At 53.3% G+C, this 22001-nt stretch carries 24 protein-coding genes; 11 read left to right on the forward strand and 13 right to left on the reverse strand.

Going from position 1 to position 22001, the window contains the following annotated elements; genetic code table 11:
- Position 1 precedes the first annotated feature (1 nt).
- Positions 2-655: a retropepsin-like aspartic protease gene (locus RHK62_RS09145; RefSeq protein ID WP_310453618.1), complete on the reverse strand. Its 654-nt coding sequence runs from the start codon at positions 653-655 to the stop codon at positions 2-4.
- A 62-nt stretch (positions 656-717) separates the two neighbouring features.
- On the opposite strand from RHK62_RS09145, the gene RHK62_RS09150 reads away from it, so the two are divergent.
- Positions 718-1299 carry a Uma2 family endonuclease gene (locus RHK62_RS09150; RefSeq protein WP_206200290.1) on the forward strand — a complete coding sequence of 194 codons (582 nt, stop codon included), beginning with the start codon at positions 718-720 and terminating at the stop codon, positions 1297-1299.
- Position 1300: 1 nt separating this feature from the next.
- On the opposite strand, the gene RHK62_RS09155 is transcribed toward RHK62_RS09150, so the two are convergent.
- From RHK62_RS09155 to speA, 8 genes are all read right to left on the reverse strand, one after another.
- A complete protein-coding gene (locus tag RHK62_RS09155; RefSeq protein ID WP_206200291.1) occupies positions 1301-1705 on the reverse strand; it encodes an NIL domain-containing protein in 405 nt (134 codons plus the stop codon).
- A gap of 1130 nt (positions 1706-2835) precedes the next feature.
- On the reverse strand, positions 2836-4353 hold the full coding sequence (locus RHK62_RS09160) for a CapA family protein (RefSeq protein WP_310453619.1): 1518 nt from the start codon (positions 4351-4353) through the stop codon (positions 2836-2838).
- A gap of 96 nt (positions 4354-4449) precedes the next feature.
- Positions 4450-4920, reverse strand: coding sequence for a CBS domain-containing protein (locus tag RHK62_RS09165; protein ID WP_302678358.1), 471 nt, complete (start codon positions 4918-4920; stop codon positions 4450-4452).
- 2 nt (positions 4921-4922) lie between these two features.
- Positions 4923-5354, reverse strand: coding sequence for a chorismate mutase (gene aroH, locus RHK62_RS09170; protein WP_149819637.1), 432 nt, complete (start codon positions 5352-5354; stop codon positions 4923-4925).
- Between the two features lie 30 nt (positions 5355-5384).
- Entirely contained in the window at positions 5385-6209 is an 825-nt protein-coding gene (gene sppA / locus RHK62_RS09175; RefSeq protein ID WP_206200295.1) for a signal peptide peptidase SppA, read from the reverse strand.
- A 60-nt stretch (positions 6210-6269) separates the two neighbouring features.
- On the reverse strand, positions 6270-7388 hold the full coding sequence (locus RHK62_RS09180) for an S-layer homology domain-containing protein (RefSeq protein ID WP_302677483.1): 1119 nt from the start codon (positions 7386-7388) through the stop codon (positions 6270-6272).
- A 49-nt stretch (positions 7389-7437) separates the two neighbouring features.
- A complete protein-coding gene (locus RHK62_RS09185; protein ID WP_302678360.1) occupies positions 7438-7824 on the reverse strand; it encodes a hypothetical protein in 387 nt (128 codons plus the stop codon).
- Positions 7825-7832: 8 nt separating this feature from the next.
- Positions 7833-9746: a biosynthetic arginine decarboxylase gene (speA, locus tag RHK62_RS09190; protein WP_302679169.1), complete on the reverse strand. Its 1914-nt coding sequence runs from the start codon at positions 9744-9746 to the stop codon at positions 7833-7835.
- A gap of 156 nt (positions 9747-9902) precedes the next feature.
- Between speA and accC the strand changes: the two genes are divergently transcribed.
- From accC to RHK62_RS09225, 7 genes are all read left to right on the forward strand, one after another.
- Positions 9903-11264, forward strand: coding sequence for an acetyl-CoA carboxylase biotin carboxylase subunit (gene accC / locus RHK62_RS09195; RefSeq protein WP_206200298.1), 1362 nt, complete (start codon positions 9903-9905; stop codon positions 11262-11264).
- The gene (murG, locus tag RHK62_RS09200) at positions 11264-12334 is read left to right on the forward strand and encodes an undecaprenyldiphospho-muramoylpentapeptide beta-N-acetylglucosaminyltransferase (protein ID WP_302678361.1); all 1071 of its coding nucleotides are present in this window, start codon (positions 11264-11266) and stop codon (positions 12332-12334) included. The genes accC and murG overlap by 1 nt, the downstream gene beginning before the upstream one ends.
- A 10-nt stretch (positions 12335-12344) precedes the next feature.
- The gene (locus tag RHK62_RS09205) at positions 12345-12839 is read left to right on the forward strand and encodes a low molecular weight protein-tyrosine-phosphatase (protein ID WP_206200300.1); all 495 of its coding nucleotides are present in this window, start codon (positions 12345-12347) and stop codon (positions 12837-12839) included.
- Positions 12839-13864, forward strand: coding sequence for a phosphoribosylformylglycinamidine cyclo-ligase (gene purM, locus RHK62_RS09210; RefSeq protein WP_302678362.1), 1026 nt, complete (start codon positions 12839-12841; stop codon positions 13862-13864). Before RHK62_RS09205 ends, purM begins: the two co-directional genes overlap by 1 nt.
- Before the next feature lie 79 nt (positions 13865-13943).
- A complete protein-coding gene (locus tag RHK62_RS09215) occupies positions 13944-14600 on the forward strand; it encodes a Uma2 family endonuclease (RefSeq protein ID WP_310453620.1) in 657 nt (218 codons plus the stop codon).
- Positions 14601-14603: 3 nt separating this feature from the next.
- On the forward strand, positions 14604-15026 hold the full coding sequence (locus RHK62_RS09220) for a nucleotidyltransferase substrate binding protein (protein ID WP_310438561.1): 423 nt from the start codon (positions 14604-14606) through the stop codon (positions 15024-15026).
- Positions 15007-15309, forward strand: a complete 303-nt coding sequence (locus RHK62_RS09225; RefSeq protein WP_310438562.1) for a type VII toxin-antitoxin system MntA family adenylyltransferase antitoxin — start codon at positions 15007-15009, stop codon at positions 15307-15309. Before RHK62_RS09220 ends, RHK62_RS09225 begins: the two co-directional genes overlap by 20 nt.
- Before the next feature lie 155 nt (positions 15310-15464).
- On the opposite strand, the gene RHK62_RS09230 is transcribed toward RHK62_RS09225, so the two are convergent.
- On the reverse strand, positions 15465-16532 hold the full coding sequence (locus RHK62_RS09230; protein WP_310438563.1) for an AI-2E family transporter: 1068 nt from the start codon (positions 16530-16532) through the stop codon (positions 15465-15467).
- Positions 16533-16707: 175 nt separating this feature from the next.
- Here RHK62_RS09230 and RHK62_RS09235 point away from each other — a divergent pair, with 175 nt between their 5' ends.
- Together RHK62_RS09235 and RHK62_RS09240 are read left to right on the forward strand one after the other, a co-directional pair.
- Positions 16708-17388, forward strand: coding sequence for an NnrU family protein (locus tag RHK62_RS09235; protein ID WP_399375820.1), 681 nt, complete (start codon positions 16708-16710; stop codon positions 17386-17388).
- Between the two features lie 77 nt (positions 17389-17465).
- On the forward strand, positions 17466-19346 hold the full coding sequence (locus RHK62_RS09240) for a chloride channel protein (RefSeq protein WP_302678366.1): 1881 nt from the start codon (positions 17466-17468) through the stop codon (positions 19344-19346).
- Here the strand turns inward: RHK62_RS09240 and cobA are convergent.
- The 3 genes from cobA to RHK62_RS09255 all read right to left on the reverse strand — a co-directional run bounded on the left by cobA (position 19326) and on the right by RHK62_RS09255 (position 21312).
- On the reverse strand, positions 19326-20087 hold the full coding sequence (cobA, locus tag RHK62_RS09245) for a uroporphyrinogen-III C-methyltransferase (protein ID WP_310438564.1): 762 nt from the start codon (positions 20085-20087) through the stop codon (positions 19326-19328). The two genes, RHK62_RS09240 and cobA, sit on opposite strands and share 21 nt — an antisense overlap.
- A 53-nt stretch (positions 20088-20140) precedes the next feature.
- The gene (locus tag RHK62_RS09250) at positions 20141-20782 is read right to left on the reverse strand and encodes an L-threonylcarbamoyladenylate synthase (RefSeq protein WP_302677473.1); all 642 of its coding nucleotides are present in this window, start codon (positions 20780-20782) and stop codon (positions 20141-20143) included.
- 89 nt (positions 20783-20871) lie between these two features.
- A complete protein-coding gene (locus RHK62_RS09255; protein WP_302677472.1) occupies positions 20872-21312 on the reverse strand; it encodes a DUF29 domain-containing protein in 441 nt (146 codons plus the stop codon).
- A 139-nt stretch (positions 21313-21451) separates the two neighbouring features.
- Here RHK62_RS09255 and RHK62_RS09260 point away from each other — a divergent pair, with 139 nt between their 5' ends.
- A complete protein-coding gene (locus tag RHK62_RS09260; RefSeq protein WP_149819669.1) occupies positions 21452-21856 on the forward strand; it encodes a hypothetical protein in 405 nt (134 codons plus the stop codon).
- Positions 21857-22001 lie beyond the last annotated feature (145 nt).

The raw sequence follows: 22001 nt of genomic DNA on the forward strand, positions 1-22001 counted from the left end.
CCTAAGGACGACGCTGCAACTGAATATGATCTTGCCGCAAACTGACATCAAAGTGCTGGAGAAAATCCTGCCCCAATAGGCCAATGGTCATTTCAGGCCCAGCGACAGCAACGGGCACTTGCTTCCGATGAAAACCGCCGACGCTGATGGATTGGACATAGACCACTGGCAGCACCACTTGACCATTCGCGGTATGAAACAGGCGATTATCCACCACTTGAGCGGGGGTAATGCCTAAAGCGCGTGCCATCGATCGCGTAATCACTGTCATACTGGCGCCTGAATCCACTAGCATCTCAAACCGTAACCGTTGATTAAACATCACTGGGATAACGGGAATTCCTCCCTGCCGCCGCAGAATCGGTACGATGCCACTGGGCTGGGTGATCACTGTTGCCATGGGCGGAGCAGGGGTTCGGGGAAGTTGTTGCAGCCGCACCAATTCTTGACGATAGCTAGTAAGGGCTGGCGCCTGTTGGGGATGGGCACGAATGACCTGATCGAGAATTTGCACCGCTGTTGCCCAGTCTTGGCTGGCGATCGCCCGATAAAAACTTTCTGGCAGTGCCACCGCAGGCACCCCCTTGGCCGGGGCAATCAGGAGCATCATCCCCGCCAGCGTTGCCAGTGCCCAATATCCGTGTTGTTGGGTCATAATTTTCTTCGTACCCTAGGATCAATAGTAGCGAGATAAGCGTTGGCTATTCTAGACTGCCAATGAGCACGCAACCTTCGCCACAACTGAGTCCTGAAGACTATCTGCAACGGGAAACCCAAAGTGGGGTCAAGCACGAATACATCAACGGTCAGATCTACGCAATGGCAGGGGCAAGCGATGCCCATGTCACCTTAGCCTTAAATTTGGCAACTCTGCTACGACCAACGGTGCGCCAACGGGGCTGTCGTCTCTACATTTCAGATATGAAAGTGCGTCTGGAGCAGCGAAATTGCTTTTACTATCCGGATCTTTTTGTTACCTGCGATCCACGGGATCGGCAAACCTCTCTCTATAAATCTTTTCCTTGCTTGGTGATTGAGGTGCTCTCTCCTTCAACAGAGGCCTTTGATCGCGGCGATAAGTTCCTTGACTATCAAAGCCTTGAGACGCTAGAGGAATACGTGCTGGTCAATACTCGTCAGCAGCGGCTAGAGACCTTTCGTCGCAGTACCTCGGGCTTATGGGTTTGGCAGGCCTATTCCCCGCCACAAAATTCGGTTGAACTCAAGAGCATCGCTTGGCAAGGCCACTTGTCTGATATCTATCAAGACGTGACCCTTGAGGAGGAGTTGAGGAGTTGAATTAAAAGTTGGTGTGAATCGCCTCCATCGGGCACGCGGTCACACATTGCTCACAGACAATGCAACGGGAGCGGGTAAATTGGAGTTGAAACGTCTCTGGATGGAGCGTCAGCGCCTGAGTGGGGCATACCCCCGTACAGAGGCCACAGTGGACACAGGCCTGCTCATCAATCACAATTTCACGGCTGGCAAGGGAAACCTCAATATTCTGTTGCCGCAACCATTCTAGGGCGGCCTCCATTTGATCAATGTCCCCAGCCAACTCTAGAACCAGTTTGCCCACTTGGTTAGGTGCCACTTGGGCGCGAATGATATTGGCAGCAATGTTAAAGTCCTTGGCTAGGCGATAGGTGACGGGCATTTGAATCGTCCGTCGAGGGAATGTCAATGTGACTCGCTTTTTCACTGGTTGAAGCTTTGCATCGCAGTACAGCCCTTTCCACAAGTATCGCACACTCGCAACGCTGTGAAAGTTAGTGCACAGCCCTTTTCATAGGAATTGAAAATGAAAAACCACTAAATTTTGTTTACTAGTCTATAAACCTAAAAGCCATCTCCAAGGTGAAATTGTTACCCTGCTAGATAGGGATGAGATAGAGAATTTTTGTCAAAATTTAATAAATTATTAAAAATGAACATCGCAAAGAAAAACGAATCTCAAATCAAGCTAGAAGGTTCATCCGTTGCTGATGAAATGGCTCTTTTATGGATGCTTGCTGGCTTGATAATCATTTTCTTAAAATTATACTTTTCTTCCATCCTTTCAGTACAGTTGAGTTGTCAGCGCACTGAAACGAAAGATATGACCGCCACTGCCCAGTGCTGAGTTAAAGAATATTGGTTTTGGGGATTGTATAAACGAAATGAAATGTTAGTTGAATACGTCTCAGGGAGTAACATTGAAATCAAAGAGGAAATAGTTCGACGTGGTCACCGACGGAAATATTGCGCTTCTTGGAGCCTAGAGGATCATGGGAGTTCCCATTTTGGTGGATGGGGTGGGGGAAATTGTGGTGCGATGAAAGCGGCACAAGACTGATTATCAAGATTCCTGTAGTCTAATCGAGAAACCTAGACGTATACCTATAGAAACCGTGATTAGTTACCGAGTGCAATTATATCTATTTTGACTTTTCCTTTGACGGTTAACTTCTTAGCAGTCTCTTATCAGCGATTCTACTATCCTCGTATGTCAGAGTCGTTGAAATATAAGGAAACATTAATCATTGATCGATCTACAAGAAAGATTATATGGGAGAATCCGAAAACCAAATTTCGCAGAGAATATGACTTTCCCGATATAGAGGCAATGATTGTCCAAAAATATGTCGAAGTGATACAAGGCAGGCATGGCCGTTCTTGGGAACAGAATCATTTCAAGATTTACTTCACTCTTAATGTGCCGGGGCCTCCTCGCAGAGTGCCTCTTTATCAAGGGTGTAACGATGCCATAGCCGAATCCCTTATTACACAAATTCCTAAGTTTCTACCGGTCAAAATTGAGCACCAACAGTTGTCTCATCGACCAGAGGAAGACTAGGATTGGGAATCGGTGCTGACAATTTCACCGAGGCGTTCAATCTGCAAGGGAGTGTTGGGAAAGTCGGCTTGGGTTAAACGGCGAATCAGTTGCACACTGGCAAAGTTTTGATCAATGTGGGGAATCCCCTTGGCATCGAGGCGTACAGGAATGACTTTACCTTGAAGGAAGCGGCCAGAACCGTCGAGTTCAACATCTAGGATTAAGGACTTGCCAAGGGTGCCGTGACTGCTCAGGGTCTGATAGCCGACAAAGTTCCCTAGGGAATAGGCAATGAGGCGGCCTTTATACAATTCAAGGGCACGGGGGACATGGGGGCCATGACCTAAGATTAAATCGGCACCGTTATCAATCATGGTGCGGGCAAACTGAACCACATTGCCGCGGTCTTCGCCATAAAAGTACTCGGTGCGATCGCGGGTGTGAATTTGATCGCTGCCTTCGGCGCCACCATGGAAACTAACAACCACAATATCACCGTTTTGCTTGGCCTTCTGTACAAGAGCGGCACCGGCCTTGAGGTCTTGAATGCGATTTTGGCCGTAGTAGGTGGCAAAGCCAATAAATGCGGTTTTCAGGCCATTGACTTCGAGGTAGGTAATTTGATTGAGATCACCAATGGCGGTCATGCCAGCGGCGTTGATGTGGCGAATCGTATCGCGAAATCCCTGCTCATTAAAGTCGTAGCTGTGGTTGTTGGCAATGTTGAGGACATTGAAACCAGCTTGGCGCAACACCTGTGCATAACTGGGGGGTGAGCGAAAGGCAAAACTGCGACCACTACTGGTGTTTTTGAAGGGATGGGGATGATCGGTGAGGGTACTTTCATAATTGCCAAAGAGGAGATCTGCCCCCTGAAGATAGGGTTTCACTTGGGCAAAGAGCTTTTGTGGATCCGCAGGCAAGCGGTTACTCGGAAAATTGGTGCCAAGGACAATATCGCCAACGGCCTTAATCCGCAGCCGGCGATCGCTCGGGGCGGGTGGGGGGGGCACAAGGGGAACGTCGGGTTCAGGGGTTGTAATGGCTGGACTGGGTTCCGCACTCGGCGGGGCATCGACACTGAGTTGATTTTGCAGGGTAAGGGCAACGGCACTCGTGCCCGCGATCGCCAGTAAACTGAGGGCAAAAGCACTGACCGCTTGATGGGATGGCGTGGTGGCAGGTGTTGTTGGATTTGAGCTTGCCTGGACAGACGGCGCCGCTGGTAAGGTCTCCTGTAAGTCAACGGTCTGTGTCCATTCTGGCCATTCTTCGCCAAGGAGCCGAGCATGGAGCCGTACACGTAGAACGCCTTGGGGCGCCAATTGCTTGAGGCCTCGGCAAACAAACTGAACGCAGACTTGGGGAGGGAGCGATCGCGCCGCTTCAAACATAATTTGTAAACAGTCACCCCGTCGCCGAACGAGGGCACGCACTCCCTTGGCCTGAAGCGTGCGGTTCATCAAATGGGCAATGGCCTCTGCTTGACCCTGCCGTGCCTGCTGCCAAATCAAATCAAGGGAAGCGGTCATGATCAAAGAACCCTCAGGCGATCGCGAGCGAACCTGTGGTTATTCTATGGGAAGTCACCAATCTTGAAAGTTAGTGTCAGGCCAATTTGACAAACGTCACGCAGAAGTTTCTTGGGTATGCAGGGCGCGCAACAGATCATGACGGCTAATAATGCCGATCAATTCTCCTTGGGCATTCAAGACCGGCAGGCGACTAATGTGGTGATTCACCATGAGGCGAGCCGCTTCGGCAATGGGGGCATCCACCCCAATGGTGTGGGGGTTAGGGGTCATCACATCCTGCACCTGTTGGCCAAGGGTTTTCTTGAGGTGTTGATGAAAGGATTCTGGAGACTCAAAGTAAATGATGCTGCCGAGGAACGTAATGTACAACGGTGGCTCGAGAGGCGCTTCGCGCACGATCAGGTCAGCTTCAGACACCAAGCCCACCAATTTGCCTTTATCATCCACCACGGGGAGGCCGCGCACCTGTTTTTCTTCCATCAGGCGAACTGCCTCAGAAATCGGGGCATCGGCACGAATGGTAAAGGGGTTGGGGGTCATGTAGTCACGGACAAGAGCGGTCATAGTTAACCTAGGGAATGAGAGGACAGATGGAGGGGATGGTAGTCGCCGTGCATTGCCAGATCGGGACGGAGGCTCTGGGCATGGCGCAGGTAGGCATGGTAAATCGGTTGATCGGGGTTGGGGGTGTTGAAGTAAATCAAGCAGCGGATACAGCGGGGTAAGCCTCCCTCCACATGCATTTGTTGAACATCGAGGAGAGGAATGTTGCGCCAATGGGGACATTCCCGGGCGATCGCTGCCGGAAAGATTTGATCGAGGTCACGGGTCACAGAGAAGGTCACACTAATCACTTCCGAGAAATCGAGGGCATTGCGCCGCTCAATCTCGCCGAGGAGTTCCAAAACCGCCTCACGGATTGCTGGAATTGAATTTTCAGTGGCGGTAGTTGCTCCACGAATTGCTCGGACGCGCCAGCCCACAGTGTGCTCCTCCATCAAGATATCCGCAAGGGTACTGTATCCAGCTTAGGGGCGATAGAGCCATAGGGGAAGTCCATTGGTGGCCATTTCAAATTCCAACCAGTCGAGACCCGCTTGCCACGGAAAGGGGAATCGTTCCTGCTGACGCGGAAACAGCCGAGCCAAGGGCGACTTGGGTTCTTCAATGGTTTGCACCTTGGTTTTGTCGGGGTCAAGTCCTGCCAATTCCGCCAGCCAGCGACGGGCATCCTCCTCGGTTCCCAAGCGATCCACCAGTCCGAGAGCAAGGGCCTGTTCACCGGTAAAGACACGGCCATCGGCAAAACTGCGTACCGTTTCCACATCGAGGTTACGGCCTTCGGCCACGGTTTGGACAAATTGGTGATAGCTGGTGTCAATGAGGTCTTGGAGAATGCGGATTTCTTCCTCAGTGAGGTCGCGATCGAAAGCAAGAATGTCTTTGTAGGGGCCAGACTTGATCACTTTGAATGAGACCCCCACCTTGTCGAGGAGCCGTTGCAAATTGTTGCCCCGCAGGATGACGCCAATACTGCCTGTAATGGTGCCGGGGTTGGCCATGATGTGCTGTGCCCCCATACCGATATAGACCCCGCCAGAGGCAGAGATATTGCCAAAACTGGCAACGATTTTCATTTTCGACTGCAAACGCTTGAGGGCCGCATAGATTTCTTGGGAATCCCCCACGGTTCCGCCGGGACTGTCAATGCGCACCAGTAGTGCCGGATAGCTCCGCTCTTCAATGGTTTTCAGGGCTTTGAGGACACGACGGCGAGTACCCCCAGCGATCGCCCCCGTAATTTCGAGGCGGGCAATTTGACGATGGTAACCACGGGATAAGGGCCAAGGCATAGGCAGCAATCAGTTCCGCAAATCGTAACAATTGACTCGGATTTCTAATCTAGCAAGGTTCTAGGAGGCAGAGGGCGGTGCTTGCTTCACCATCGCTGCTGAGAGTCCCTCGGTCCCGTTGCCGATATACCACAGGGCTGCTGCGGCTTCGGCGCGGGTGACGGGTTTTTGGGGCTGGAGCAAGAGGGTTTCTCCCCAAACGCGGCGAATGTTTGAGAGATCCCCCGCGAGATAGTCAGCGGCCACGGCATTGATGGCGGGCGGAGCAATCCGTTGACTGTCCTTGAAGCCCCATGTTTGCTGAATGCGGTCAATCGTGCTGGGACTGAGCCGCCCCTGTTGATCGAGGGGCACTTTCCACTGCAACAGCGTTTCGCGAGTAAGGGGAGCATTGGGGCGAAAGAGGGTACTAGTATCGCCGGTGAGGGGGCTGGGCAAAAATCCTGCCATCGCCAGTCCCTGAATATAGGGAAAGTCGGGATGATCACGGGGCACATCTTGGAAAATGGGTGTGTCGTTGCGGCTGCCCAAGCGGATTTGGCGTGCGGGGCGATCGGCATAAAAGCGGTTGTAGGTGGTCACCAACCAACGCACAAACTGAGCACGACTGATGGGGGTATTGGGTTGCAGGCGATCGCCCGTGGTGCTGAGAACCCCCAGTTCTGCCAAGTCACGAATGGCCGGCTGTAGGGGGGCAGGGGCGTCCTCTAGATCAGCGAACGTTTGGGGGGAGGAATGGGTGGGCTGGGGAGACGGTGTGGCCGTGGTGCTATTGACGGCTGTGTAGGCCACGGTGAAGGTTGTCAGGTTATTTTCTGGCACCGTGTTGATGGTGACGCTCACTTCCAGTTCAGCACTGCGCCCCTTGAGGGTGATCGTATTGTCGGCTACCTGTTGCTCCACCAGTTGCCAGCCCGACTGTTGAAATTGTTGGCTATAGAATTGCTGGATGGCGATCGCCGGCGCGGGTGCTTGCCAGCGGGTTTCCGTCGTCTGGGGTGACCCCGCTTGGGGCTGATTGGCTACAAGCATCGCATTAGGAAACCGTAAATTCTCTGGTAGCGTTGTCGTCGGTTCTGGCGTGGGTGCCTTCCCTGCCCATTGATCAGCATTGGGGTCAGCAGCAAACCAACTTTGTAGCCCACTGCCCTCACAACTGCTGAGAAGCAGGGCACTCAAGAATAAGATCCATCCCAATTGGCGCGATCGCTTCAACGTTCTTCGACCCTCAGCTTGCTACCGTTTCACTCAGCACTGATTTCAACCGCCATAGGAGGAAAGTCTGCCCCAACTCTAGAGGCAGCGGTGTTACCCCCTCAATACAGGACTGTACCCAGCCCTCTCCCCACGACCATTCTTGCCAGCCCTCAATGGCCTGCCGCAGCACCAATACCAGTCGCTCTGCTGTGAGTAGTTCCACGCGATGTTCCAGTTTTAACCACAGGAATTCACTGGTGAAGGTATCCCCCACTTGCAGGCGATCGCCCGTCGTCTGAACCTGTAGGGGCCACAACCACTGCCGTAACTGTGCTGGCTGCGTCAAATACTCCCGCAGTTGGTCTGCGGTGGCCGGCACCTCAATGCGCAAATGGCTTGACTGAAATGTTCCCAGCATCGCTTTCCCTAAGAGGATAGATACGTATAGCTGCGCAAACTCCGCTCATAGTTTTCTAGCAGGTGCTGCGCTTCTGCCAATGTAATTTGCTGTTCTGCCAGCGCTGCCTCAGTGCGACGGCGAATTTTTTCTAACAGGGCATCTCCTTGGTACTGCACATAACCGAGGACTTCTTGCATTGTATCGCCCCGCACCAGGTGCTCAATTTCATAACCCTTGGGAGTTAGACGGATATGGACGGCATTCGTATCCCCAAAAAGATTGTGGAGATTGCCCATGATTTCCTGATAGGCACCGTTGAGAAAGAGACCAAGGTAGTAGGGTTCCCTTGGGCGAAAGGGATGCAGTTCCAAGACCGATTTCACATCCCGCAGGTCAATAAATTGGTCAATTTTGCCGTCGCTGTCGCAGGTCAGATCTGCAAGGATGCCCCGTTCTGTGGGTTCTTCATCGAGGCGGTGGATTGGCATGATTGGAAACAGTTGATCGATCGCCCAGCTATCAGGCACCGACTGAAACACCGACAGATTGATGTAGTAAATCGAAGCCATGATTTTCTCAAGATCTTCGAGATCGTCGGGCACATATTCCTGCTGGCGAGCAATGCCGAGGATTTTGGCACAACAGGCCCAAAAGAGACTTTCTGCCCGTGCCCGCTCTGGCAAACTCAAGTAGCCAAAGTTAAAGAGACTGATGGCCTCCCCCTTGAATTGCAGGGCGTCGTTGTAGGCCTCTTGGTAGTTGTTCTCATCAATCGTTTGGTAGGTGTCGTAGAGGTTGCGGATAATCAGGTGCTCGTCCTCCGTGGCGGGTTCGGGGGTAATTTTGGGCACTTCACTGACCCCCAAGACATTGAAAATCAATACCGATTGATGGGAGGCAATGGCGCGGCCACTCTCACTGATGAGAATGGGATCGGGAATGCCCCGCTGCCGACAGGCGTCCTTAATGCCGGCCACGACATCACTGGCGTAGTTTTGCATGCTGTAGTTTTTCGAGGCATGGAAATTGGTTTTGGAGCCGTCGTAGTCCACCCCCAAGCCGCCGCCCACATCGAGGTATTGCATATTGGCACCGAGGCGCACCAGCTCGCCATAAATTTGCCCCGCCTCGCGAATCGCATCCTTAATGACGCTAATGGCAGAAATTTGCGAGCCAATGTGAAAGTGCAACAGTTGCAGGGAATTGAGCATTCCTGCTTCTCGCAGTTGTTCGACTGCCGTTAAAATCTCTGGCACCGTCAGACCAAACTTGGCGCGATCGCCCGCAGAAGTGCCCCAACGCCCTACCCCCTGGGTGCTCAGTTTTGCCCGTACCCCCACAATGGGTTCAATGCCCAAAGCCTGACTGACAGCAATCACTTCCGCGACTTCTTCGGGCTGCTCAAGGACAATGATCGGGGTGTGGCCAAGGCGACGGGCGAGAATCGCCGTTTCAATGTAGCTGCGATCTTTGTAGCCATTGCAAATCAGCAGTGCCCCCGGTGTATTGAGCATGGCCAAGGCAATCAGCAATTCCGGTTTTGATCCTGCCTCTAGGCCAAACTGATGGGACTGGCCAAAGCGCACGAGGGCTTCAATGATGTGGCGTTGTTGATTGCACTTAACGGGAAAGACCCCCTTGTAGGCTCCCTGATAGCCATAGCGAGCAATGGCGCGGGCAAAGCAGGCATTCAGTCGCTCAATGCGATCCTCAAGGATATCGGAAAACCGCAGTAGCAGGGGGAGGCCAATGTTGCGCTGTTGGAGCGCCTGCACCAATTCATAGAGATCCAATGACCCACCGCGATCGCCCTTGGGAGAGACGGTGACATGACCCGCAGCATTAATCCCAAAGTAGGGTTCGCCCCAGCCCTGAATGCGGTAGAGCTGCTCGCTGTCTTCGATTGTCCAATTGCTGGTTTTCGTAACGGTCAAGGCCATCGTGGGTGACACAGCAGCCATAGTGCGCTCCCAAATAAAACCCTGCTGATCCTAACTTGTTTTTGCCAGTGGCACCAATGCAATTGCCGTCGCCTTTTCGGAAGCGTTGAGCTGGCATGGTAGCATTAGGGATCGCTTCCCCTACCGTTGACCGCCATGGCCTTTACGAAAATTTTGATTGCCAATCGTGGCGAAATTGCACTGCGGATTCTGCGTACCTGTGAGGAATTGGGCATTGCAACGGTTGCCGTCTATTCCACCGTAGATCGCCATGCCCTGCATGTGCAATTGGCCGATGAGGCGGTGTGCATTGGCGAAGCCCCCAGTAGCCGCAGCTATCTCAATATTCCCAACATTATTGCTGCTGCCCTCACCCGCCATGTCTCGGCGATTCACCCAGGCTATGGCTTTTTGGCGGAAAATGCCCGCTTTGCCGAGATCTGCGCCGACCACAAAATTACCTTTATTGGGCCGAGTCCCGCTGCCATGCGTGCCATGGGGGATAAATCCACCGCCAAAGCGACGATGCAACAGGTGGGGGTGCCGACAATTCCCGGCAGTGATGGACTGGTGCAGGATGAGGAAACTGCTCGGGCGATCGCCCGCAAAATTGGCTATCCCCTGATGATTAAAGCCACGGCTGGGGGGGGTGGCCGGGGGATGCGCTTGGTGCGCTCTGCTGAAGATTTAGGACGGGCCCTCAGTGCCGCCCAAGGGGAAGCGGAAGCCGCCTTTGGCAATGCCGGCGTCTATCTGGAGCGATTTATTGAAAATCCCCGCCACATTGAGTTCCAGATTCTGGCGGATAGCTATGGCAATGTCATTCACCTTGGGGAGCGCGATTGCTCTGTACAGCGGCGTCATCAAAAGCTCCTTGAGGAAGCGCCTAGCCCTGCCCTCACCCCCGAACTGCGTGCCAAGATGGGGGCTGCCGCCGTGACTGCGGCTAAGGCGATTAACTATGTGGGCGCTGGCACCATTGAATTTCTCCTCGACGGCCAAGACAACTTTTACTTCATGGAAATGAATACTCGCATTCAGGTGGAGCACACCGTCACAGAAATGATTACGGGGCTGGATCTGATTGCGGAGCAAATTCGCATTGCCCAAGGGGAACCCCTCAGCTTGACCCAAGAACAGGTGCTGTTGCGGGGACATGCCATTGAATGCCGCATCAATGCCGAGGATCCGGAGCGCAATTTCCGTCCCCATCCCGGTCGTATTAGTGGTTACTTGCCCCCCGGTGGCCCTGGGGTGCGCATGGACTCCCATGTTTATACCGACTATGAAATCCCCCCTTACTATGATTCGCTGATCGGTAAATTGGTGGTGTGGGGGAGCGATCGCCCCGCTGCCATTGCCCGCATGAAGCGTGCCCTAAGAGAATGTGCGATTATGGGGGTGCCGACCACCATTCCCTTTCATCAGCAGGTGATGGACACGCCAGAGTTTCGCAGCGGTATTGTCTATACCAACTTTGTCGATAAGCTCATGACCACATTGGGCTGGAATGTTTAATGCTTGGGCCAAGGAAACTACTGATTGCAGCGAGTGGTACTGGCGGGCATCTCTTTCCCGCACTAGCAGTAGCAGAAGAGTTACCTGAATATAACATCCATTGGTTGGGGGTGCGCGATCGCCTTGAACAGAAATTAATTCCGCCCCATTACCCCCTGCATACGATCAACTTCGCTGGTGTCCAAGGCAAGACCCCTTGGGCAAGGCTGCGCCCCCTCTGGCAATTTTGGGGAGCTTTTTGGCAAACGCGCCAGTTGTTAAAACAGGGACACTTCCAAGGGGTGTTTACCACCGGTGGCTACATTGCAGCGCCAGCTATTTTAGCGGCTCGCAGTTTGGGGCGTGTCGCCCTGCTCCATGAATCCAACGCCCTACCAGGCAAAGTCACCCGCTGGCTGGCGCCTTGGTGTACGCTGGTTGCCTTGGGTACCCCCGCGAGTTTAGCCTACCTCAAATCCAAACGGCTGAACCTACGGGTCACGGGCACCCCGGTGCGTCCCGATATTCTCCATCCCGGCGACTTGGAGTTGCCGATTCCCAAGGAGGTACCCCTGATTCTAGTGATGGGGGGGAGTCAAGGGGCAGTGGCCATCAATCGCCTTGTACGGGAAACGGTTCACCGCTGGCTCGAGGCGGGGGCTTGGGTGGTGCATCTCACGGGCAACAATGATCCCGATGCCCAAAGTGTTCAGCATCCCCACTATCTCGTCTTTCCCTTCTTTGAACCCATGGGATCCCTGCTGCACCGCGCGGATATCGTCATTAGTCGAGCTGGCGCCAGTGCCTTGGCGGAACTAACCCTCACAGGAACCCCAGCGCTGTTGATTCCCTATCCCTATGCGGCTGAAGATCACCAAACGGTGAATGCTGAAGTGCTGGTGAGTGCCGGCGCTGCTGAAATGATCCCGCAGTCGGCATTGACGGGCGATCGCCTCGGGCAGATCATTTTAGAATGGCTAGGGCAGCCGCAAAAATTACAAGCCATGGCCGAGAATGCCCGCCAATTGGCCATGCCCAACAGCAGTCAGCAGGTCGCTGATCTCATCCGTACGTTGATTCCCGCCCCCTAGGAAATGTCCTATGCCCATCCGTCTTCTTTTTGTTTGTCTTGGTAATATCTGTCGCTCCCCTGCCGCCGAAGGGATCATGCAAGATCTGATCAAAAAGGCAGGTTTAGAGTATGAGATTCAGTGTGACTCTGCCGGCACCAGCAACTTTCACGTTGGCGATCCACCGGATGCCCGCATGGTAATGACGGCACGGCAACGGGGACTGCACTTGACCCATCGAGCACGCCAATTTCATGCCGCCGACTTTGAGGAATTTGATCTGATTTTGGCGATGGATCGGGAAAACTACTATGATATCTTGCGCCTTGACCCCGAAGGGAAATACCGCGATAAAGTGCGGTTAATGTGTGATTTTTGCCGTCACCACGACGCGAGGGAAGTGCCCGACCCCTACTACGGTGGCCGTCAGGGGTTTGAGAAGGTGTTGGATCTGCTCACCGATGCCTGTGAAGGCCTCCTAGAGTATCTCAAGGCTCACTACCCCCAACTACAGGAGCAGCATTGATGGACTACCGCAGTGCCGGTGTAGATGTGGCCGCTGGCCGTGCCTTTGTCGAGCAGATTCGCCCCTTGGTGCAGCGCACCCAACGACCGGAAGTAGTGGGACGACTGGGAGGCTTTGCTGGGCTATGTCAAATTCCCAAGGGCTATCGTCAACCCCTTTTGGTGTCGGGAACTGATGGAGTGGGCACGAAGCTAAAACTGGCTCAAGCCCTCGATCGCCACGATACGGTTGGCATTGATCTGGTGGCCATGTGCGTCAATGATGTCCTCACCTGTGGTGCTGAGCCGCTCTTTTTCTTGGACTACATTGCCTGTGGTCGTCTGGCGCCAGAGATGATGACCGCTGTAGTGGCGGGTATTGCCCAAGGGTGTGAAGCGGCGGGTTGTGCCCTCTTGGGGGGGGAGACAGCGGAAATGCCGGGATTCTATGCCGAAGGGGTCTATGACCTTGCGGGGTTCTGTGTTGGTGTCGTTGAGCAGGATCAGGTGCTGGATGGCACCCAGGTGCAGGTGGGGGATGTGGTCTTGGGATTGGCCAGTTCTGGGCTGCACAGCAATGGCTTTAGTTTGGTGCGTAAAATTGTTAGCGATCGCCAGCTCAGTTGGCAGGATACCCCCCTTGGCTCCACCCCCCTTGGCGAGCTGTGCTTAGAACCGACGCGCCTCTATGTCCAACCCATTCGTGCTGCTTTGGCGCAAGGGATTCCCATCCACGGCATGGCTCACATCACCGGCGGTGGTCTGCCGGAAAATTTGCCCCGCTGCTTGGGTCAAGGGCAATCCGCACAACTGGATCCTCAGGCTTGGCCAATTCCGCCACTCTTCCACTGGCTAGGGGAAATGGGAGGGGTCAGTTTGGGCGAACTTTTCAACACTTTCAATATGGGGATTGGGTACACCGTGGTTTTACCGCCGTCAGCGGTTGCAGCGGCGCAGGCCTGCTTTGCCGAGTGGGGGGTTGAGAGTTGGCCAATTGGCACCGTTGTTGCGGGCACCAGTGAGGTACTGGGATTACCTCCTGCTTAGTTGATGCGCATGTACCATTCACCATTTCGCTGACGCCTAGAATAAAGGTGCTGGCTGCTATCACGGACGGTTGCGAAAAATGACGGCTCCTCTCCTCACCCTTGAAAGTGGCGATCGCCTGACCCGCGAGGAATTTGAATACCGCTATGAGCACTCTCCCCACATCAAAAAAGCGGAACTCATCAATGGAGTCGTGTTTGTGGCCTCCCCAATTAGAGTAAGAAAGCACGCTCAACCTCACGGACACATGGTTGTGTGGCTGGGTACCTATGCGACACTGATGCCCAGTTTGATGGTGTGTGACAATGCTACTGTACGGCTGGATGACAGCAATGAAGTGCAACCTGATGTGCTATTGCGCCTCGAAGAATCGGCGGGGGGACAATCACGCATTAGTGCCGATGACTACATCGAAGGGGCACCGGAGTTAGTGATTGAAATTGCCTCTAGCAGTGCCGCCTACGATCTCCACGACAAGAAAGACCTCTATTGCCGTTTTGGCGTCAAGGAATATCTGGTGTGGGTGGTCTCAGAACAGGCCTTCTACTGGTACTACCTAGAGCAGGGGAGCTATGTTCAACAACAGCCCGATCGCGAGGGAGTGCTGCGTAGTCAGGAATTTGCCGGCCTCTGGCTGAACTTGCCGGCCCTTTTACAAGGGGATATGAAAAAGGTGATGCTCACATTGCAACAGGGGTTGTCAACAAGAAGTGATCACCCCCTCAGTGAAGGATAGATCATGGAACGCTGGCAGTGGCGACTCAAGAGTTATAAAAAAGCGTTTCAGAGGCTTCAGGAAGGGGTGGAACTGTGCCGTACTCGCCCCTTGAGCAATATAGAAAAGCAGGGAGTGATTCAAGGATTTGAGTACACGTTTGAACTGGCGTGGAACCTGCTCAGGGACTATCTGCTTTATCAAGGAATTCTTGAGATTCGTGGTTCACGGGATGCCATTCGTGGGGCGGTTAAATACGGGTTAATTGATCAGGGAGAGCGATGGCTAGACATGCTGGAAACGAGAAACTTGACCAGCCACACCTATGAGGAGGACTTGGCAGAACTTGTTTTGAGCAGAATCACGACGGAGTTTTATCCGCATTTTGCGGAACTGCTGCGGATTTTTCAGGAGTTAGAAGTTGAGGATGCAGGAGCAAACCCTTGAAATAATTCTGGCCGTGATTCGCCGCTATCCAACGGTAAGAAAAGTTGTGCTCTTTGGGTCGCGGGCAAGGGGGGATGCACAGCGGGGGTCTGATATTGATCTGGCGATCGCTGCCCCTGACATGGACTTTGACGAATATCTACGCCTGCGGCGTGAACTGGCCGAGCTAAACATTCCCTATATGGTGGACTTACTCAAGCTGGAGTACATTTCTGACCAAGCGCTACAGGAAAACATCCGTAACGAAGGGCAAATTTTGTATGGCCATTTTGAAAGAGAGTGACATATTACAAAGAGCGATATAGCTATTCCAACAAAGAATGAGATATTATCCAGCACAATAACTGTGAATGCGTCAGGACACCTTTGTGAAGGTCAGCGTCAAGGCAAAACGTTTGAGAGCAGGATGGGACGATGACTATCTCGCTCATCTCCTTGCTACTGCCTGAGTATGCGTTTGCCCTGCGAGGATTTCGGATCAGCCTCACTGCTTGCCTGTAAGGCTTTGAGATCTAGCAAACTGACGATCGTCCCCGTCATCGGAATGGCAAGGAAAATACCGACAATTCCTGCGACTGTTGCCCCTACTAGGAGGGAAAAAAATAAAACCACTGGATTCAGGTTGACGGTGTTGCGCATGACACGGGGCATGAGAATATTTTCTTCCACCTGTTGCAGCAGAATACAGCTAATCAGCACTTGTACACTCAGGGCAATACTCTTGGGCAGCAGGATCAAGCAGATGAGGGAAATGCCCATCGTTGAGCCAATCCCTGGAATGAGATCCAAGCCACCGGCGATCGCCCCAAGGGCAAGGGCATAGGGGGCACGTAACACCAGCAAGACAAGGAATGTGGCGGTACCAAAGAAGAGAGAGAGAAGCAAACGGCCACTAAAGAAGCCCAAAAAGTTCCGCTCTAAGGCTTGGGGCACGCGATCGCGCCACGGATCAGGCAAAAAACTCAGTAGGTACTGCCATAGCCGCTCCCCCTCCAGCAGCATAAAGAAGGTAATCACAGCCAGAATAATGCCGCTGAGCAACAGCGCAAAGACAGACTGCAACTTGCCAAAACCAAACTGCAGACCCGCAAGGGCAAAGTTGCGTAATTCTGACTCCAGTTGCTGGAAATTGATGTCTAGATTCCATCGCGCCAGAAACTGCTGCATCCTCTCAAGGGAGTCAATCCACAGATCAATTTGGCTGGGCAAATTGGTGATCAAGTCCTGCAACTGGCCAATGATCGCCAACCCAAGGGTAATCCCCAAGCCGATTAGAATTGCCAATGTCCCGAGAAACACAATGGTAACCGCCAAACCATGGGGCAAGTAACGCTTGAGCCAGCCCACGGGATAGTTGAGTAAAAACGCCAGAATGGCTGCAAAAAGAAACATCAGTAAGACGTAGGCAAAGTAGTGCAAAAGTTGCACGCCAATCCAGCCAAGAGCAAAGAGCAGCAGCAGGCGCAGTAGACGGTGGTTTTCGAGGCGATCGAGCCAATTGAACATAGATTGATGTCGGATGCCCTCAACGCCTTGACTATAGCTCATAGGCTGCGTTTTGCGGCTCAGTTACATTACTTTACAAAGCGTCTGACCCTTTGGGATCATGGGATGGGGTTTTAATCGTACGGAGTAGATCGGCGTGGATCAGCACAGTTGGCAAACCAGTTCGCAGTGGATCATGGTGGGGTTATTGCTCTTGTTTGCGATCGCCCACAGTGGATTGGCAAGCTTACGTCCTTGGGCAGAAAAGCGCGTCGGTGCCCGCCTTTATCGCATTTTTTTTGCCTTAGTGAGTCTACCCTTAGCGACAATCTTGATTCTCTACTTTTTGGCCCATCGCTACGATGGCGTGCAACTGTGGCAACTCCAAGGGGTACCGGGGATGGGGGCGCTCGTGTGGGGGCTATCGGCGATCTCGTTTCTCTTTCTTTATCCGGCCACATTTAACTTGCTAGAGATTGCCGCTGTACAAAAGCCAGAAGTGCACCTCTACGAAACGGGCATTATTCGCATTACCCGCCACCCGCAGTTATGGGGACAGGTGATCTGGTGTGTGGCGCATACGCTGTGGTTGGGCACGTCCTTTACACTGCTGACCTCCCTTGGGCTGATTGCCCATCACTGCTTTGGAGTTTGGCATGGCGATCGCCGCTGGTACGCACGGCATGGAGAAGCGTTTACTGCCCTGAAAGCCCGCACCTCAATCATTCCCTTCAAAGCCATTTGGCAGGGCAAGCAACAACTGATGTGGCAAGAATTTTTGCGCCCCGCCTATGGGGGAGTAGCCATCTTTGTCGCCTTGCTGTGGTGGCTGCATCCCTACTTTTACCGTGTGACACCGCAACTCTTGCCCTTTTAGCGTCTCCCCTGGAAATTGCGCATAATTGCGCATAATTAAGTTAGAGCTATCCCGTTTCAGGCAAATTTTTTCCACCAGTGTCCTCCCTCTCCCCCCTTTTTGCTGCTGAATCTCGCCTCACTCGTCTTTTCAATCAATTGCAACCGCCCCCGGAAACCGTCGTACTGGTCTTGGCAGTACTCATTGGCGGCAGTGCCGGGCTAAGTGTGCTGCTGTTTCGTTACCTGATTGAGACAATTCATCACATGGCCCTTGAAGACTTGATGGGGCTTATTGGTCGATGGGGCGCTTGGACACTGGCCTGTGTTCCGGCCTTGGGGGGCTTGCTGGTGGGGATCATCCGCTGGTTTGTCCAAGAGTTTAGTCCCAACCTGATGTCATTGATGGGTGCTGTAGAAGCAGGCAAGGAAATTCCCTTCATTCGCCCCATTGCCAAAACCCTTGCGGCGGCGATTTCCCTTGGTACAGGTGCGTCCCTTGGTCCAGAAGGCCCCAGTGTGGAAGTGGGTGCCAACATCGGCATTCTCTTGGGTCAAGCGCTGAAGGTTTCCCGAGAACGGCAAAAGTTGCTCCTCGGTGCAGGGGCGGCGGCAGGGTTGGCAGCAGGCTTCAATGCCCCGATCGCTGGCGTGTTCTTTGCCCTAGAGGTGGTATTGGGCACCACGTTTGAAACAACGGCTGTGAGTGTGGTGCTTTTGGCTGCTGTGATTTCTGCCCTGATTACCCAAATTGGCTTGGGGGCACAACCCGCCTTTGATTTGCCCACCTATGAGGTGCGCAGTTCCCTTGAGTTGCCCTTGTATTTGGGCTTAGGACTGTTGGCCTACGGCGTTGCCATTGTCTATACCCAGTTACTTCAGTGGCTCCCCCAAGTCTTTCAGGGGAAAATTCCACCCATGCAGTTTTTAGGTCGTATTCCCCTAGCGCTGCGTCCCCTAGTGGGTGGCCTCTGCGTTGGCCTTGTGGCTTTGCATTTACCGCAAGTGCTGGGCATTGGCTATGAAACGGTGGAAGCAATTCTCAGGGATGTGAATTTTTCCCTCGGCTTGCTGTTGATCTTGCTACTGACCAAGATGGTCTTAACAGCAGTGAGTTTAGGCAGTGGTCTAGTGGGGGGCATCTTTGCACCGGCGCTCTTTTTGGGCGCGTCCCTTGGTGCCGCTTATGGTAAAGTGTTGCCCATCCTGCTACCCATGTTTGCCAACAGTATTGCTGCTCCTGCCGCCTACGCAACGGTGGGAATGGCCGCCGTCCTTGCCGCTAGCGTCAATGCCCCCTTAACCGCCATTTTGCTACTCTTTGAAATGACGCGGGACTATCGCATTATTTTGCCTCTGATGGCAGCGGTGGGCTTGAGTGTCTGGCTAGTGAATAGTTTGAGTGTTCAAAAACGGGGCGAACTGCCCGCATTGGCACCCAGCGCTCAGACCCAGAAGGAGGAGCAGGAGGAAAGTCCCCCCAATCTTTCTGTGGCGGAAGCCATGCAATCGGAGGTGCTGTTTCTTAGCGAAGCAATGCCTGTGGTTGAAGCTGGCTTGCAACTGATTGAAAAAAAAGCCTACTGCGCCTTTGTGACCGATAGTCAGCAGGACTTGATGGGGTTGGTCACCCTTGGGGATATTAATCGGGTGCTGACCCGTTGGGAAGCGGATCAGGAAACAACCGCCTATCAAACGCAAATGGTGGGGAGTGTCTGTACGCGAGACTTGTTACTGGCCTATGGGGATGAACCCCTGAAGGACGCCCTCGATCGCATGGCAGCGCGGGATTTAAGGCAGTTGCCCGTGGTCGATCGCCAGAACCCGCAACGGGTGTTAGGCCTACTCACCAGAGAGAATATCCGCCTTGCCTATTCTCTGGATCAAACGCGACGTAAGCTTTTGCCCTATTTGGAGCGGGCAATGCTGTCGGTGTCCCTAGAACCTGTTTCTTCAGACCTAGTGGAGACTTCCGATTAACTGGGAGCGCAGGTGAATGACCTCGCCAATGACAATCAAGGCAGGCGTTTGAATCTGTGCCTCGTCATAGGTGGCGATCGCTCGCTCTAGGGTTGTCACCACCACCCGTTGTTGCGGTGTTGTCCCTGATTCAATAAAGGCCAAGGGCGTCTGGGGCGATCGCCCCCCTGCCAGGAGTTGCGGCACAATTTCCCGCAGATGGTGGAGTCCCATGTAAATCACAATCGTATCCACCGCCGTAGCCAGAGCCGACCAATTGACGCGCGGTTGATAGCGACCAGCAGCCTCATGGCCCGTGACAAAAACCACCGAAGAACTAAAATCCCGATGGGTGAGGGGAATGTGCGCATAGGCAGGTGCAGCCACCCCACTGGTGACCCCCGGCACCACTTCGACAGTAATGCCAGCCTCGACAAGGGCAAGACACTCTTCACCCCCTCGGCCAAAGACAAAGGGATCACCCCCCTTGAGGCGCACAATCACCGCATGGCGCTGAGCCAAGTCAATCAACAGGCGGCAAATCTCCGCTTGGGAGAGGGTATGGTTGCCCCGCCGCTTGCCCACATGAATTTTTTCCGCTTCGGGGTTGATCAAGTTAAGAATTTCGGGGCTAATCAGCGCATCGTAGAGCACCACATCCGCCCACTCCAGTAGCGTCTTGGCACGCACCGTCAGTAGCCCCCCATCGCCGGGGCCTGCGCCCACTAAATATACTTTGCCAATTAATTGCGATGAACTCATTCTTGAATCAAACCTTGTATAACGGTTTCTATCTGCTGAAAAGCTGGAGTGGCTCACTCAACAGTCACCAGTTCTGCTGGTAGCGCTTCCCACCCTTGTCCCTTGCGTACCAGTAGCGGCGGCTCCACAGTGAGATCAAGGATACTCGACATTTGCTGTCCGGGGGGTTCGCCGGTATCAATCATTAAATCCACCCGTTTGTCAAAGGCATCGAAGAGATCTGCGGTATTCACGTAATACGTCTCGTCGTCGGGCAGTCGTGCTGAGGTGGAAATAATCGGATTCCCCAAGGCGGTCAATAGCGCTTGGCTCACAACGTGGTCAGGTACGCGAATCCCTGTGGTTTTGCGTTTGGGATTTTGGACAAGGCGGGGCACCAGTTTGGTAGCGGGGAGCAAAAAGGTGTAGGGGCCTGGGATCAGGCGACGCATGAGGCGATAAGCAGCATCGCTGACATAGGCATACTGGGCAATGTTGGAGAGGGAAGAGCACAAAAAAGTGACGGGTTTATCGTTGGAGAGTTGCTTGAGTTGGCGTACCCGTTGCACCGCTCCTTTGTGGTTCATGTCGCAGCCAATGGCATAGACGGTATCCGTGGGGTAGAGCATGACTGCCCCTTCCTTGAGAGCCTCAACAATTTGGGCGATCGTGCGGGGCTGGGGGTTAACCGGATGAAGCTCAAAAATCGCTGCCATTCAAAGATCCGCAAGGGCACTGCCGCTATAACGTAGTTTTAGTTTAACGGCAATAGCACGGGCGAATGCACCTCATCTAGTGTTTTGAGCTAAGTGTCCGTTTCGGGGAGCCAACTCTGGGTCAAAACCCTCTCTAGGGGATAAGGGCAGGTTTCAGGAAAGGTGCTCAGCGGTAAACCCGTTTGCTCTGCTGCTTGGCGGCGAGCGCGTTCATAGCTTATGGCAAGTTGGCTGGCCGGATAATCCCGCAAGCTCGGACTATCAGCTATGGTCAGCTCAATTTGAGTGCGGGCATCCGTGATCGAATCCAACCAACTATCGGATCGGCGCTGGGGTTGATATTGCCACTTTAAGAGGTGTAGCAGCAGACGAGTTAACTGGCTATTGATGGCGCGCCGTTCACTTTTGCCCAAGTCCTCTACCTCAGCAATGAGATGGGGCAGATCCAACTCTTGCCATCGTCCTTCTCGCAACAATGCCACTGTTTCTGCAATCCACGCACTGTAATCTTGGTCGTACTGCTGCTTCATTGTTCCTAGATAAGGCGTGCCAGCATGATTCTTAGATGCAATTTTCAGAATAGCGGAACTACAAGACGGTACTCGCGGTCTTTAGCTCTAGCACTATGTGGAGTACAGTACACTAGATTCGGTTAGTGGATGGTTCTCAATGAAAAACTCCTTGCGCTATCTCCTGTTTGGCTTGGGTGTGGGGCTGGCGATCGCCCTTGTGCCCCGTTTACCTGTTTTGCACTCTCCCGATATGGTCATGGCGCAGGGAACCAGTCAGACCATTTCCCCCCAAGGGCTGGCGAACCACCTCAAGAAAATCAATGCCAAGATGTACGGTGCCTACTGGTGTCCCGCTTGCATGAAGCAAAAAGAACTCTTTGGCAGCGCTTTCAAAAGTATCAACTATATTGAGTGCGATGCCCGCGGTACCAATGGCCAGCCAGAACTGTGCAAGCAGGCCAATATCCGTGCCTACCCCACATGGGAAATCAACGGTAAACGCTATGAGGGGGTCTATCCCCTAGAGGGTCTAGCTCAGCTTTCGGGGTATCAGGGGCGCTAATGCTCGCGAAGCCTAAAAACTCTTTATGAGGAGAAAACTTGGCACCAATTTTTATCGTCGGTTGTCAATTGATTGTCTTGTTGTTTATCATCAAAAAGTAGTAGGGCGTTTGCGCTAGTCAGCGATCAAAGGTACTTAAGTCATT

The sequence above is a fragment of the Thermosynechococcus sp. HY213 genome (genome assembly GCF_031460975.1).
Classification (GTDB): domain Bacteria; phylum Cyanobacteriota; class Cyanobacteriia; order Thermosynechococcales; family Thermosynechococcaceae; genus Thermosynechococcus.

What these genes read in the sequence shown, in the direction of transcription:
- RHK62_RS09225 (WP_310438562.1), top strand. Translation starts at nt 15,007, where the DNA reads ATGCAGGAGCAAACCCTTGAAATAATTCTGGCCGTGATTCGCCGCTAT.
- RHK62_RS09230 (WP_310438563.1), bottom strand. Translation starts at nt 16,532, where the DNA reads ATGTTCAATTGGCTCGATCGCCTCGAAAACCACCGTCTACTGCGCCTG.
- cobA (WP_310438564.1), bottom strand. Translation starts at nt 20,087, where the DNA reads ATGAGTTCATCGCAATTAATTGGCAAAGTATATTTAGTGGGCGCAGGC.
- murG (WP_302678361.1), top strand. Translation starts at nt 11,264, where the DNA reads ATGCTTGGGCCAAGGAAACTACTGATTGCAGCGAGTGGTACTGGCGGG.
- RHK62_RS09145 (WP_310453618.1), bottom strand. Translation starts at nt 655, where the DNA reads ATGACCCAACAACACGGATATTGGGCACTGGCAACGCTGGCGGGGATG.
- RHK62_RS09255 (WP_302677472.1), bottom strand. Translation starts at nt 21,312, where the DNA reads ATGAAGCAGCAGTACGACCAAGATTACAGTGCGTGGATTGCAGAAACA.
- sppA (WP_206200295.1), bottom strand. Translation starts at nt 6,209, where the DNA reads ATGCCTTGGCCCTTATCCCGTGGTTACCATCGTCAAATTGCCCGCCTC.
- speA (WP_302679169.1), bottom strand. Translation starts at nt 9,746, where the DNA reads ATGGCCTTGACCGTTACGAAAACCAGCAATTGGACAATCGAAGACAGC.
- RHK62_RS09220 (WP_310438561.1), top strand. Translation starts at nt 14,604, where the DNA reads ATGGAACGCTGGCAGTGGCGACTCAAGAGTTATAAAAAAGCGTTTCAG.
- RHK62_RS09250 (WP_302677473.1), bottom strand. Translation starts at nt 20,782, where the DNA reads ATGGCAGCGATTTTTGAGCTTCATCCGGTTAACCCCCAGCCCCGCACG.
- accC (WP_206200298.1), top strand. Translation starts at nt 9,903, where the DNA reads ATGGCCTTTACGAAAATTTTGATTGCCAATCGTGGCGAAATTGCACTG.
- RHK62_RS09160 (WP_310453619.1), bottom strand. Translation starts at nt 4,353, where the DNA reads ATGACCGCTTCCCTTGATTTGATTTGGCAGCAGGCACGGCAGGGTCAA.
- RHK62_RS09150 (WP_206200290.1), top strand. Translation starts at nt 718, where the DNA reads ATGAGCACGCAACCTTCGCCACAACTGAGTCCTGAAGACTATCTGCAA.
- RHK62_RS09185 (WP_302678360.1), bottom strand. Translation starts at nt 7,824, where the DNA reads ATGCTGGGAACATTTCAGTCAAGCCATTTGCGCATTGAGGTGCCGGCC.
- RHK62_RS09235 (WP_399375820.1), top strand. Translation starts at nt 16,708, where the DNA reads ATGGTGGGGTTATTGCTCTTGTTTGCGATCGCCCACAGTGGATTGGCA.
- RHK62_RS09260 (WP_149819669.1), top strand. Translation starts at nt 21,452, where the DNA reads ATGAAAAACTCCTTGCGCTATCTCCTGTTTGGCTTGGGTGTGGGGCTG.
- purM (WP_302678362.1), top strand. Translation starts at nt 12,839, where the DNA reads ATGGACTACCGCAGTGCCGGTGTAGATGTGGCCGCTGGCCGTGCCTTT.
- RHK62_RS09165 (WP_302678358.1), bottom strand. Translation starts at nt 4,920, where the DNA reads ATGACCGCTCTTGTCCGTGACTACATGACCCCCAACCCCTTTACCATT.
- RHK62_RS09205 (WP_206200300.1), top strand. Translation starts at nt 12,345, where the DNA reads ATGCCCATCCGTCTTCTTTTTGTTTGTCTTGGTAATATCTGTCGCTCC.
- aroH (WP_149819637.1), bottom strand. Translation starts at nt 5,354, where the DNA reads ATGGAGGAGCACACTGTGGGCTGGCGCGTCCGAGCAATTCGTGGAGCA.
- RHK62_RS09215 (WP_310453620.1), top strand. Translation starts at nt 13,944, where the DNA reads ATGACGGCTCCTCTCCTCACCCTTGAAAGTGGCGATCGCCTGACCCGC.